Genomic DNA, 13,499 nt, shown 5'->3' on the forward strand with positions numbered 1-13,499 from the left:
ATTCGACGCAACCGCAAAAAAACAACACAACGCTTCGCGGCAAAGCGCCTGAATAAGGCGAAGCGAGGCCAGGCGGCGCGTCGGCGACGCCCGCCAGCCTTGTCACTTCGACAGTTTCACGCCGCTGCACGCTGCAGCGGCGGCACGATGCTTACTGCGTCGGCAAGCCGCCTTCGACCTGACGCTGCAGTTCCCGCACCTGACGCTGGACGTCGCGCAACTGACCCTGCGCCGCCGTCTTCTGGGCCTGCAGTGCATTCGCCTGGTCGCGCGTCTGCTTCTGCTGGTCCATCACGAGCGCCTGCTGCTGACGCGCAATCGTGAGGTCGGCCTGGAGCCGGTTAGCGTGGTCCTGGGTCAAAGCGATCATGCGCTGCGTAAACGCCTTCTGCGCCTCCAGGCGGATCCGGCGGATCTCCACGTCGGCAAGCTGTTGGCTCTTCGCCGCGAAATCGCGGTAGATGGCTTCGGCACGTGTTTCGTCACTCGTCTTGATGACGCGCCAGAACATCTTGTTCTGGAACAGCGTGACGTAGTACGTCATTTCCTTGCCATGAAACAGCAGGCTTGCACCGTACGAGCCGTTGTAGGTCGTGCGTAGCTCATTGAGTTCCGAACCGCGGAGCATCTGCTGAAGCTCGGCCACATTGCCCGCCGCGCTTTGCTGAGCTTCGTCCGGCGTCAGCACTGTCGCCTGGCTCGGGGCTGCCGTCGATGCCGCATCAGCCGGCTGGGCAGCCACAGTCACCGAAGCCGCGTTCGCCGCGTCGGCACCTTGTGTTTCTTGCTGGGTGGTCGGCCCAGCGGATTGCGGTATCGGCTGCGCACAGCCCGCCTGAGTACCCCCGAACAGCACCATTACCGCCAGCGCTGCCTGTCGAACTCTCCGGTTGTAGTCCATTTAGTTCCTGCTTTGAACAGTTCTAGTTTTGGCAAAACCATCTAATTATTACTCACTTTCTGGTGTTTCGGGATCTCCATTTCAAATTTGATGCTTGCGTATCCTTTCGCACAACACTTCGTGGTCAATGCCAGGAAACGGACGCGCGTTTTCCCTCAGACGGCGGCACTGATACGGTGCGTCGAGTGGGCGACTACGCCGGAACTAGTTCGCGCAGGCGGCAGCGAGGTTGGCACGTCCTTGACGTCCATCGCGACACGCTCACGCTGATACGCACCGCCCGATTGTGCAACTCACGAACATTGCCAGGGGAAGCGCATGGCCGCGATCGATATGGCGACCTGCTGAAATGGGGAGTGGGAACGCGGCGACACCGTCCCGCGATTGCGACTGTGACGAACGGCCACAGGTACCTGGCGCCCATAACTGGCGTGCAACAGCCCCGGTCAGGCGCCCTGTACCGGGACATTCACTGTACGCGGCACCTTCGCCTCGCCATTGGCGACGGCATCGATCTCGTTGGGTAGCGCGTGCGTGGACCTGGCTTGCGTGCCAGGCACGACACCATCACGGTCGGCACCCGATGCGCGCATAACTTAAGGACGATAATCGAGACGATATTGCGCAACTCGGCGCATGTGAAGTCGAGCGGCAGGACGCGCGAAGGGCCGGAGGGACTTCCGACAAGGAGTGGTTCGCATCGCGTGCTGGAAAGCTGCGTCGCCGGTGTTAAGACTGCGGGAGAACGCGACGCACCCTAACAAACAGACGGTGCTGCCAACCGAAGTGAGTGTCTCGATTCCGTCAATAATCAGGACGCCGACATACATCGCTGTGTCGCGTTCGACACCTGTGCGTCGGCTGCATGCGGCCAACGACTTTCAGCCATACGCGAACATACAGTGGGGCCGGATGCACAAGGCAAGCATCAGCGGGACGAGAACGCGCCCGGATGCACTGGTCCAGCGCACACGCGACTGCCGCCCGCCCATGCCAGATGCCCCAAACCCGACGCGCACTGCGCAACTAGAGTCCCCCCTCTCCAACGACCGGAATGCTTTCGCGTATGCTCCCCAAACCGCGTGCGCATGTGGCTCGACACGCGCGGTCTGCATAATCACGAACGACAACACACAGTGGAGGACGACAAATGAACCGGATCACCGGACGCACCGCTGCATTCGCTGCGCGTGCGGCAACCCAACTGGCGCTCGCGAGCGCCCTGCTCGGCGGCGCGATCGCCGCGCACGCACAAACCACTACGCCTGTCGGCGTGTGGCACACCATCGACGATCAAACGGGCAAGCCGAAGGCAGTCGTCCAGATCAGCGATGACGGCAATGGCCAGCTAAGCGGCAAGGTCGTCAACGGACTCGACCCCAACGCCAAGCCGGACCGAAAGTGCACTGCATGCACGGATGAGCGCAAGGACCAGCCGATTATCGGCATGACGATCATCGATGGGATGCAGAAAACCGGCGACGGTTGGGACAACGGACACATCCTGGACCCGGAAAACGGCAAGGTGTATCGCTGCAAGATGCACCTCGAGGACGGTGGCAAAAAGCTCGTCGTGCGCGGCTATCTGGGCATTTCGCTGCTCGGACGCTCACAGACGTGGACGCGCGAGCAATAAAAGGACTGCCAGCGCAAATGAGGCGAAGCGGGTACGCAAAACATCTACGGCAACCCGCCTGCGCCGCGCACGCGCCGGCATGCTGACCAAAATCCGATCAGGCGCGCACTCAGGCAGAGTGGCGGAACAGCGTGCGCGGGTACGCGAACGGCTGTGGCACGGCAGGCGGAACGCTGCCGTACAGCGGAGTCGTTGGCTGCGACACAGACGGACGCTCGTTGCGCGCGTCCTTTTCCTCGCCGCTCAGATGCTTGCGCATGCGCGTTTCGATTGAATCGCACAGCGCGACACCTTCTTCGCCGAACAGTTCGACCATGACGCGCTTGAGTACACCGTCGTCATACCACGCCTTGAACCGGCGATGGCAGGTTTGGTACGACGGGTAACGGCGCGGCATGGCTGACCAGGTGGCGCCGCTATACATCACCCACAAAACACCGTTGAGCACCGACCGGGTGTTGGCGAGCGGACGGCCACGCAATTCGGAACGGGGGCGCAATTCGGGAAGCAGTGGCAGGACGCGCTGCCATTCGTCCTCGGTAATATCGCGATGCGGGGTCATTGTCTTCTCCAATATCGAAACGTACGCAACAGACGATATCGGCTTGGCCACGCGGCGAATATCAGATGTGTCTGAATCCTGAAAAGTGACGTAAATATCTTTTTGAGATAAAACCCTGCGGACGCGTTCTTTCCTCAGGTGAGCGATGTATCGACAATACGTCGCGGCGCCTCGAGATATTCCTTCGACTGCATTTCGACGATCCGCGAAACCGTGCGCGTGAATTCATTCGCCATCGGACCTTCGACGTACAGTTCCTCCGGCCTCACTGCCGCCGACATCAGCAGCTTCACCTTGTGGTCGTAGAACACGTCGATGAGCCACGTGAAGCGGCGCGCTTCGGACTGCATGCGCGGCGTCATCTGCGGCACGTCTGACAGAATCACGGCGTGGAAGCGGCTTGCCAGTTCCAGATAGTCGTTCTGCGAGCGCGGTCCGCCGCACAGGGTCGCGAAATCGAACCAGACGACGCCACCGGCGCGACGCAATGCCTTCAGCTCGCGCTTTTCGATGTGGAGAAGCGGACTCTCGTCGGGCACGGCCGCCAGCTGGGAGAACGAATGACGCAGCGCGCGATTGGCCTCGGCCCCGAGCGGCGTGTGATAGACCTCGACCTGCGCGAGCGTACGTTGCCGGTAGTCGATGCCCGCGTCGACGTTCAGCACGTCGAGCTTGTCCTTGAGCAGCGCGATCGCGGGCAGCATGCGGTCACGGTGCAGGCCGTCCGGATAGAGCGTGTCGGGATCGTAGTTGGACGTCATCACGAACTGCACGCCGTTCATGAAAAGACGGTCGAGCAGTCGATACAGGATCATCGCGTCGGCGATGTCCGAGACGTGGAATTCGTCGAAGCAGATCAGGCGATAGCGCTTCGCAATGCGGCGTGCGAGTTCGTCAAGTGGATCGGCCTGGCCTTTGAGTTCTTCCAGTTCGCGATGCACCTCGCGCATGAACTCGTGAAAGTGCAGGCGCGTCTTGCGCTGCACGGGCACCACGGCGTAGAAGCTGTCCATCAGGAAGCTCTTGCCGCGGCCCACCCCGCCCCACATGTACACGCCGCGCGGCAGATCGGGGTGAATGATGAGCTTCTTGAACGCGTTCGAGCGGCGCGCCTTGTACGCGACCCACTCGTCAAAACACCGCTGCAGCCGGTCGATCGCGGCGCGCTGAGCCGCATCGGGTTTGTATCCCCGGGTCTGCAGTTCTTTCTCGTAGTATTCGGCGACGTTCATTCAATGAACCACAAATGAGTAAAGGCGGGAGGGATCGAACCCACCCGCCTCTTTGGCGTGATGCAAACCACAACGCGGCAGGACGCTGGCCGAAAACGGCTAAAACCGGCGCCCTGCCCGCGCGCGTTACATGTTGAGGGCGCGCTTGTCGGTGGCGAGCGCTGCCTCGCGCATGACTTCGGAAAGCGACGGGTGCGGATGGCAGATGCGGCCGATGTCTTCAGCAGCAGCCTTGAATTCCATCGCCACCACGGCTTCAGCGATCAGGTCCGATGCGTTCGCCGAGATAATGTGCACGCCGAGCAGCTCGTCGGTCTTCGCGTCGGCGATCATCTTCACAAAGCCGTCGGCCTTGTTGATGCCAAGCGCGCGGCCGTTCGCCATGAACGGGAACTGGCCCGTCTTGATGTCGCGGCCTTCGGCCTTCAGTTGCTGCTCCGTCTTGCCGACCCATGCAATTTCCGGCTCGGTGTAGATCACCCACGGAATGCAGTTGTAGTCGATGTGCGGCTTCTGGCCGTCGATGATTTCGGCAACCAGCACGCCTTCGTCTTCGGCCTTGTGCGCGAGCATCGGGCCGCGCACCACGTCGCCGATCGCGTACACGTTCGGCAGCGCCGTACGGCAGTGGTCGTCGATGTCGATGAAGCCACGCTCGTTCGCCTTCAGGCCGATTGCTTCGAGGCCGAGGTTATCGGTATTCGGCACGCGGCCGACCGACACGATCAGGCGGTCGGCTTCGAGCTTCTGCGCGTTGCCGTCCTTGTCCGTGTAGTTGATCGTGACGCTCTTGTCGGTCGTCGTGACTTCGCCGACCTTCACGCCAACGTGAATGTCGAGACCTTGCTTCTTGAACAGCTTGGCGGCTTCCTTCGCGAGCGCCTGGTCAGCGGCACCGAGGAATTCCGGCAGTGCTTCGAGGACCGTGACGTCTGCGCCGAGACGGCGCCACACCGAGCCAAGTTCCAGACCGATCACGCCCGCGCCGATGACGGCGAGCTTCTTCGGTACGGCGTCGAACGCGAGCGCGCCTTCGTTGTCGGCGACGATCTTGTTGTCGACCGGAATGCCCGGCAGATGACGCGCCTTCGAACCCGTCGCGATGATGACGTTCTTCGCCGAGACGACTTCGGTTTCGCCTTCGCCGCTCACTTCGATCTGCACGCCGGCGTCATTCTTGCCGACGAACTTGCCATGGCCCTTGAGCCACGTGATCTTGTTCTTGCGGAACAGGAACTCGATACCCTTCGTCATCTTTTCGACGATGGCGTCCTTGCGGCCCATCATCTTCGTAACGTCGATCTTGACGTCCGAGACGCTGATGCCGTGGTCTTCGAGGTGATGCTGGGCATTCTCGAACTGCTCCGACGAAGCAAGCAGCGCCTTCGACGGAATGCAGCCGACGTTCAGGCAGGTACCGCCGAGCTTCAACGTACCGGCCGGGTTCTTCCACTTTTCGATGCAGGCGACCGACTTGCCGAGCTGCGCGGCGCGGATCGCTGCGATATAGCCGCCGGGACCGGCACCGATCACGACGACGTCAAATTCTTTGGACATGGTTATCCTTTCGAGACTTGGGCGCGGCGCTCGGGCGGCGGCTTCCGCCGCCCGAGCGCGCCGCGCCCAGAGTGAGACTTGATGCTTCGGGACTAAATAGCCCGAGAAGTAACCCGAAAAACGGCCCGCTTACAGGTCGAGCAGCAGGCGAGCCGGATCTTCCAGCGCGTCCTTCATCGCGACCAGCGACAGGACGGCTTCGCGGCCGTCAATGATGCGGTGGTCGTACGACATCGCGAGGTAGTTCATCGGACGGATCACGATCTGGCCGTTCTCGACCACTGCACGTTCCTTCGTCGCGTGCACGCCGAGGATCGCCGACTGCGGCGGGTTGATGATCGGGGTCGAGAGCATCGAGCCGAACACACCGCCGTTCGAGATCGAGAACGTACCGCCGGTCATTTCTTCGATCGACAGCTTGCCGTCCTTCGCCTTCTGGCCGAATTCAGCAATCTTCTTCTCGATGTCCGCGAGGCTCATCTGATCCGCGTTGCGCAGGATCGGCACCACGAGACCGCGCGGCGAGCCGACAGCGATACCGATGTCGAAGTAGCCGTGATAGACGATGTCGTTACCGTCGATCGACGCGTTCACGAGCGGGAACTTCTTCAGCGCGTGGACAGCCGCCTTGACGAAGAACGACATGAAGCCGAGCTTCACGCCGTGTTCCTTCTCGAACTTGTCCTTGTACTTGTTGCGCAGGTCCATGACCGGCGCCATGTTCACTTCGTTGAACGTCGTGAGGATGGCGTTGGTTTGCTGCGACTCGAGCAGACGCTCGGCGATACGCGCACGCAGACGCGACATCGGCACGCGCTGTTCCGGACGGTCGTTGAGGAACGTGGCAGCCGATGCCGGTGCGCCGACTTGCGGCAGCGACGGCTTCGCGGCTGCTGGCTTCGCAGCCGGTGCAGCAGCGGGAGCGGCCTTCGGCGCGCCAGCGCCGAGCACGTCCTGCTTCGTGATGCGGCCATCGCGGCCCGTGCCGCCAACGTCCGAACCCGACAGGCCCTTCTCGGCCATCAGCTTCGATGCGGCGGGCGAGGCAACGGTGCTGCTTGCGGTTGACGTGGCACCAGCGGCAGCAGCAGCGGCTGCCGGAGCAGCAGCAGGTGCAGCGGCCGGAGCGGCAGCAGCAGCCGGCGCAGCGACGGCACCAGCCTTCGCTTCCGTGTCGATCTTCGCGATCACCTGATCGGCGACGACGGTGTCGCCGTCATTGGCGACGATCTCGGCCAGCACGCCGGCAGCCGGTGCGGGCACTTCGAGCACGACCTTGTCGGTCTCGAGTTCGATGAGGATTTCGTCCTGGGCAACAGCTTCGCCCGGCTTCTTCTTCCACTGCAGCATGGTGGCTTCCGAAACCGATTCCGAAAGCTGGGGGACCTTGACTTCAACAATAGCCATTTGAATTTCCTGAATACGTGTCTAGGACGAACCGGTTCGCGCACGTGATGAGTGCGGGAAAGCGCGTGTCAAACGATGCGCGCCTGGTACACGCTTTCCCGGTTCGAATTGCTCTATCTAGCGTGGCAACTTAGGCTTACTTCGCGACCTGCGCGCCCTTCAGGCGGCCGAACGCACCTTCGATCAGCGCCTTCTGCTGCTCGTAGTGCTTCGCGTAGTAGCCAACGGCCGGCGAGGCAGACGCAGGACGGCCGCTGTACGCGAGCTTCTGCCCTTCCTTCATGCCTTCCTTCAGGTGGTGCTCGATGTAGAACCACGGGCCTTGATTCTGCGGCTCGTCCTGCACCCAGACCACTTCGGTCGCGTTGTCGAACTTCTTCATTTCCGCTTCGAACTGCTTGTGCGCGAACGGATAGAGCTGCTCGATACGAATGATCGCGACGTCGTTCGCATTCGCTTCGCGGCGATGGGCGACCAGGTCGTAATACACGCGGCCCGAGCACGCCACGACGCGCTTGACCTTCTTCGGATCGATCGACTCGTCCGTTTCGCTGAGGACCGGCTGGAACGAGCCCTTCGCCAGTTCCGACAGATCCGACACGGCTTCCTTGTGGCGCAGCAGCGACTTCGGCGTGAAGACGATGAGCGGCTTGCGGAAGAGGCGGATCATCTGACGACGCAGCAGGTGGAAAATCTGCGCCGGCGTGGTCGGCTGGACGACCTGCATGTTGTGATCGGCGCACAGCTGCAGGAAACGTTCGATACGTGCCGACGAGTGCTCCGGACCCTGGCCTTCATAGCCGTGCGGCAGCAGCATCGTGAGACCCGATACACGGCCCCACTTCACTTCGCCCGACGAGATGAACTGGTCGATCACGACCTGCGCACCGTTGACGAAGTCGCCGAACTGGCCTTCCCACGCGACGAACGTGTTCGGCTCAGCGGTCGAGTAACCGTATTCGAAGCCCAGCACTGCCTCTTCCGACAGCACCGAGTCGATCACCGTGAAGCTAGCCTGGTTCTCGCTGACGTTCTGCAGCGGGACGTACGTGCCATCGTTCCAGCGCTCGCGGTTCTGGTCGTGCAGCACCGCGTGACGGTGCGTGAACGTGCCGCGGCCCGAGTCCTGGCCCGTGAGACGCACGGCGTAGCCCGACGAAACCAGCGACGCGAACGCGAGGTGCTCGCCCATGCCCCAGTCGAGCTTCGCTTCGCCCTGGCCCATCACGCGACGGTCCTTGATAACGCGCTCGACGAGCGGGTGAACCTTGAAGTTCTCCGGAATCGTCGTGATGCGTTCTGCGAGGCGCTTGAGTTCAGCGAGCGGCACAGCCGTGTCGGCGGCGTCGGTCCACTTGCGGTTCAGGAACGGCATCCAGTCGACCGCGTACTTGCTCTTGTAGTTCGAGAGCACCGGGTCGATCGTGTGATTGCCTTCGTCCATCGCCGCGCGGTATTGCTTGACGTAGTTGTCGCCGTCGGCGGCCGTGATCACACCCTGCTGCACGAGCTTCTCGGCGTACAGCGCACGGGTGCCCGGGTGCTGCGCGATCTTCTTGTACATGAGCGGCTGCGTGACCGCCGGCGTGTCCTGCTCGTTGTGACCCAGCTTGCGGAAGCAGACGATGTCGACCACGACGTCCTTGTGGAACTGCATCCGGAAGTCGATGGCGATCTGCGTGGCGAGCACGACGGCTTCGGGATCGTCGCCGTTCACGTGCAGCACCGGCGCTTCGATCATCTTGACCACGTCGGTACAGTAGAGCGTCGAGCGCGCGTCACGCGGATCCGACGTCGTGAAACCGATCTGGTTGTTGATGACGATGTGCAGCGTGCCGTGCGTGCCGTAACCGCGCGTTTGCGCGAGGTTCAGCGTTTCCATCACGACGCCCTGGCCTGCGAAAGCCGCGTCGCCATGGATCTGGACCGGCAGCACTTGCAGGCCGTTGTCGTCGCCGCGGCGGTCCATACGGGCCTTGGCCGAGCCTTCGACAACCGGGTTCACGATTTCGAGGTGCGACGGGTTGAACGCGAGCGACAGGTGGACCGGGCCGCCTTCGGTGGCCATATCCGACGAGAAGCCCTTGTGGTACTTCACGTCGCCAGCCGGCAGATCGTCGACGTGCTTGCCTTCGAATTCGGCGAAGAGGTCGGACGGCATCTTGCCGAGCGTATTGACCAGCACGTTCAGGCGGCCGCGGTGGGCCATGCCGATGACGATTTCCTGCACGCCCTTCGCGCCTGCGTGACGGACGACTTCATCCATCGAGGCGATGAAGCTCTCGCCGCCTTCCAGCGAGAAGCGCTTCTGGCCGACGTACTTGGTGTGCAGGAAGCGCTCGAGGCCTTCGGCGGCCGTCAGGCGCTGCAGGATGTGCTTCTTTTTGTCGTTGGAGAAGTTCGGGGTCGAGCGGATCGACTCCAGACGCTCCTTCCACCAGCGCTTCTGTTCCGGATCGCTGATGTACATGTATTCGGCGCCGATCGTACCGCAGTACGTATCGCGCAGACCCTTGACGATCTCGCGCAGCGTCGCGCGCTCGAAACCGAAATACAGGTTCGTCGCGCTGAACGTCTGGTCCATGTCGGCTTCGGTGAAGTCGTAGAACGCAGGCTCGAGCTCAGGGATATTCGGACGTTCGCGACGCTTCAGCGGATCGAGGTTGGCCCATTGCGAGCCAAGGAAGCGATACGCGCCGATCAGCGACTGAACATAGACTTGCTTGCGCGCCGTGGCGAGATCTTCGCCGCCGCCGCGCGGGAGGAATGCGTTGGCCTTGGCACGCTGGGCAAACGACTCGACGATCGGCCCGTGGGCGACGTCGCTGTCGGCCGTGCCACTCGACGACGGCACGTTTTGCAGTGCGTCGAAGTATTCACGCCAGGTGTCCGGAACGGACGCGGGGTTATCAAGATATGCTTCGTATAGCTCTTCGACATACGGAGCATTACCGCCGAACAGGTAGGAGTTCAGCTGGAACTGCTTCATCGTTTCCGACATTTACGCTCACCTTTCTTCGAGTTTCTCGAGAAATAGCGGGTTACTAAACCTTCCGCGCCACGGCCTGACCGTTTAGCGGATTGCGAATCAAGTCTGCTTGGAAGGACCTAAATCATGCATCCGCGGAGGATATCACATAAGTGATTTCCCCCATAGGATGCAATGCGGCACAGGACCGCACGCAAACCCTTTGTACATGGGCCTTTGCGGCGATTGCGACACACTCTTTCTGCACTGCAACACAATTGCCGCCGGACGCAAAAAAGCCGCCCCCATAGGGGCGGCTTCCTCGCTGCGTCCTTACTTGCATTGCGGTGCGCAAAATCGCTGGCCTGAATTAATCGGCAGCGCCTTCGCGGCTCGCGCGGCGACGCTCGTGCTCCTTCAGGTAACGCTTGCGCAGACGGATCGACTGCGGCGTCACTTCCACGAGTTCGTCGTCGTCGATGAATTCGACGGCGTATTCGAGCGACATCTGGATCGGCGGAACGAGGCGCACGGCTTCGTCGGTGCCCGACGCGCGGACGTTGGTCAGCTGCTTGCCCTTGATCGGGTTCACGACGAGGTCGTTGTCGCGGCTGTGGATGCCGATGATCATGCCTTCGTACAGCGCGTCACCCGGCTTCACGAACATGCGGCCGCGGTCCTGCAGCTTCCACAGCGCATAGGCGACAGCCGCGCCGTCGTCCTGCGAGATCAGCACGCCGTTGCGGCGCTCGCCGAGCGTACCTTCCTTGATCGGACCGTACGCGTCGAACACGTGGCTCATGAGGCCCGTGCCACGCGTGAGCGTCATGAACTCGCCCTGGAAGCCGATCAGGCCACGCGCCGGAATGCGGTACTCCAGACGCGTACGGCCACGGCCGTCCGACGCCATGTCGAGCATTTCGCCCTTACGGCGGCCAAGCTCTTCCATCACGCCGCCCTGGTGGCCGTCTTCGACGTCCACCGTCAGCATTTCGTACGGCTCCTGCTTCACGCCGTCGACTTCGTGCAGCACGACGCGCGGACGCGACACGGCCAGCTCGTAGCCTTCACGGCGCATGTTTTCGATCAGGATCGTCAGGTGCAGTTCGCCGCGGCCCGACACTTCGAACGTGGTTTCGTCGCCGGTGTCCTTCACGCGCAGCGCGACGTTGTGGTTCAGTTCCTTCGTGAGACGGTCGCGAATCTGGCGGCTCGTCACGAACTTGCCTTCCTTGCCCGCGAGCGGCGACGAGTTCACGAGGAAGTTCATCGTGAGCGTCGGCTCGTCCACCGTGATCATCGGCAGGGCTTCGGGGTTGTCGACCGCGCAGATCGTGGCGCCAATACCGATGTCCTCGATACCGTTGATCAGCACGATGTCGCCGGCTTCAGCCGATTCCACCTGAACGCGCTCGAGGCCGCTGAACGACAGCACCTGATTGATCTTGCGGTTCATCACGTCGCCTTCCGGGCCGAAGCGCAGCGCAACCGGCTGGCCCGGTTTGATGCGACCACGCGTGATGCGGCCCACGCCGATACGGCCGACATAGGTCGAGTAGTCGAGCGAGGTGATTTGCAGTTGCAGCGGACCTTCCGGATCGGCGGCGCGCACCGGCACGTGTTCGAGGATCGCCTCGAAGAGCGGGCGCATGTCGCCGTCGCGTGCATCCGCGCTGAGCGACGCGTAGCCATTCAGGCCCGACGCGTACACAACCGGGAAGTCGAGCTGTTCTTCGGTCGCGCCGAGCTTGTCGAACAGATCGAACGTCTGGTTGATGACCCAGTCGATGCGCGCGCCCGGGCGGTCGATCTTGTTGACGACGACGATCGGCTTCAGGCCAAGCGCGAGCGCCTTCTTCGTGACGAAGCGCGTCTGCGGCATCGGACCCTCGACGGCGTCGACGAGCAGCAGCACGGAGTCGACCATCGACAGCACGCGCTCCACCTCGCCGCCGAAGTCGGCGTGGCCCGGGGTGTCGACGATGTTGATGTGGGTGCCTTCGTACTCGACCGCGCAGTTCTTCGCGAGGATCGTGATCCCGCGCTCTTTTTCGATGTCGTTCGAGTCCATGACACGTTCGGCGATCTGCTGGTTGTCGCGGAAGGTGCCGGACTGGCGCAGCAGTTGGTCGACGAGCGTGGTCTTGCCGTGGTCGACGTGGGCAATGATGGCGATGTTGCGAAGGGCGCGGGACATAGGAACCTGGGTACAGTTAGGTGCGCAAGGGGCGTCGGGTATCAATCTCCGGGAGCGCTACGGCTTCACTACAACTTCGCCGCCCGACGTTGATACCCCATTCGTCCGCTGTCATTGGCCCGGCTCCGGATCAACCGGCACAACCCGAGGCAAAAGCACACTTTTGGGAACCTGAAATTATAGCATGCGCAGATGACTCTCTCTGACACATGTACTCGCGGTGTCCTGCAATGCAATAGAGAACGTGGCGGAATAGCAGTGAGTAGCAGCCAGGAATCGCGTGGTGATGAACGCGTGGTGAAAATTTTGGCGGGGCGAGACAGATACGACTAGATACGACTTATTAACCCCACAGGGGCCGGGGATTTTCCCATGCGACCCCAAGGCGATTAAGCCCCGATTCTGCAAAGGTTTTTCGGCAACCGCGTAATTAACCCTTGCCGCGTCAAGTAACCGCACTCTATAATTCCTGCCTGGTCAACCATTGCAGGCGCAGCAGAATCATGACGGACCCGACACCTACACCACTATCAGAAGTCGTCGATTACGACTTCGGAGAAAGCGTCGGCTATCTCATCTCGCGCGTGAAGTCGACCATGTCGAACCTGATCAACCAGCGTACCGTCGCTGAGTTGGGCGTGACGGTTCAGCAGGCAAGCGTGCTGTTCATGGTCGCGAGCGGCAAGTGCGTGCTCGCCGCCGAACTCGCGCGCGAGTACGGGATTGACGCGAGCGCCGTGACGCGCCTCGTCGACCGGCTGGAAAAGCGGGGGCTGCTCAAACGCGTGCGTAGTTCCGAGGACCGCCGCGCAGTGCGGCTCGCGCTCACGACTGAGGGGCAGGCCATCGCGACGCGTATGCCGGCGATCTTCACCGGCATTGCCTCCACGCTCCTGAACGGCCTCTCGCCCGAGGAAATCGGCTTCCTGAAAAGCATGCTGCGGCGGGTGCTCGCGAACGGCTGCGAGGCCAGTCAAAACACAAATCAAAACGCAGGCCAGAACCCGCCCACCAATTCATGACGGGGCAATCAAATTTG

9 protein-coding genes are annotated in these 13,499 nt (G+C 61.9%); 2 read left to right on the forward strand and 7 right to left on the reverse strand.

Annotation, left to right across the window (positions count from 1 at the left end; translation table 11 throughout):
* Positions 1-151 precede the first annotated feature (151 nt).
* Positions 152-901 (reverse strand): DUF2968 domain-containing protein, encoded by a 750-nt coding sequence (locus L0U80_RS08815; protein ID WP_233863566.1) that lies wholly within the window; start codon positions 899-901, stop codon positions 152-154.
* A 1,150-nt stretch (positions 902-2,051) separates the two neighbouring features.
* On the opposite strand from L0U80_RS08815, the gene L0U80_RS08820 reads away from it, so the two are divergent.
* Positions 2,052-2,537 carry a DUF2147 domain-containing protein gene (locus L0U80_RS08820; RefSeq protein WP_233863567.1) on the forward strand — a complete coding sequence of 162 codons (486 nt, stop codon included), beginning with the start codon at positions 2,052-2,054 and terminating at the stop codon, positions 2,535-2,537.
* A gap of 109 nt (positions 2,538-2,646) precedes the next feature.
* Here the strand turns inward: L0U80_RS08820 and L0U80_RS08825 are convergent, their stop codons facing one another.
* From L0U80_RS08825 to typA, 6 genes are all read right to left on the reverse strand, one after another.
* Positions 2,647-3,099: a transposase gene (locus L0U80_RS08825; RefSeq protein WP_233863568.1), complete on the reverse strand. Its 453-nt coding sequence runs from the start codon at positions 3,097-3,099 to the stop codon at positions 2,647-2,649.
* Between the two features lie 134 nt (positions 3,100-3,233).
* Positions 3,234-4,331, reverse strand: coding sequence for a cell division protein ZapE (zapE, locus tag L0U80_RS08830; RefSeq protein ID WP_233863569.1), 1,098 nt, complete (start codon positions 4,329-4,331; stop codon positions 3,234-3,236).
* 126 nt (positions 4,332-4,457) lie between these two features.
* On the reverse strand, positions 4,458-5,888 hold the full coding sequence (gene lpdA / locus L0U80_RS08835) for a dihydrolipoyl dehydrogenase (protein WP_233863570.1): 1,431 nt from the start codon (positions 5,886-5,888) through the stop codon (positions 4,458-4,460).
* A 129-nt stretch (positions 5,889-6,017) separates the two neighbouring features.
* Entirely contained in the window at positions 6,018-7,295 is a 1,278-nt protein-coding gene (gene odhB / locus L0U80_RS08840) for a 2-oxoglutarate dehydrogenase complex dihydrolipoyllysine-residue succinyltransferase (RefSeq protein WP_233863571.1), read from the reverse strand.
* 136 nt (positions 7,296-7,431) lie between these two features.
* The gene (locus L0U80_RS08845) at positions 7,432-10,296 is read right to left on the reverse strand and encodes a 2-oxoglutarate dehydrogenase E1 component (protein ID WP_233863572.1); all 2,865 of its coding nucleotides are present in this window, start codon (positions 10,294-10,296) and stop codon (positions 7,432-7,434) included.
* Between the two features lie 337 nt (positions 10,297-10,633).
* The gene (gene typA, locus L0U80_RS08850; protein WP_233863573.1) at positions 10,634-12,460 is read right to left on the reverse strand and encodes a translational GTPase TypA; all 1,827 of its coding nucleotides are present in this window, start codon (positions 12,458-12,460) and stop codon (positions 10,634-10,636) included.
* Between the two features lie 503 nt (positions 12,461-12,963).
* On the opposite strand from typA, the gene L0U80_RS08855 reads away from it, so the two are divergent.
* The gene (locus L0U80_RS08855; protein WP_233863574.1) at positions 12,964-13,482 is read left to right on the forward strand and encodes a MarR family winged helix-turn-helix transcriptional regulator; all 519 of its coding nucleotides are present in this window, start codon (positions 12,964-12,966) and stop codon (positions 13,480-13,482) included.
* The last annotated feature ends 17 nt before the right edge of the window (positions 13,483-13,499 follow it).

Origin of the sequence: Paraburkholderia adhaesiva (assembly GCF_021390575.1) — a bacterium.
GTDB classification, from domain to species: domain Bacteria; phylum Pseudomonadota; class Gammaproteobacteria; order Burkholderiales; family Burkholderiaceae; genus Paraburkholderia; species Paraburkholderia adhaesiva.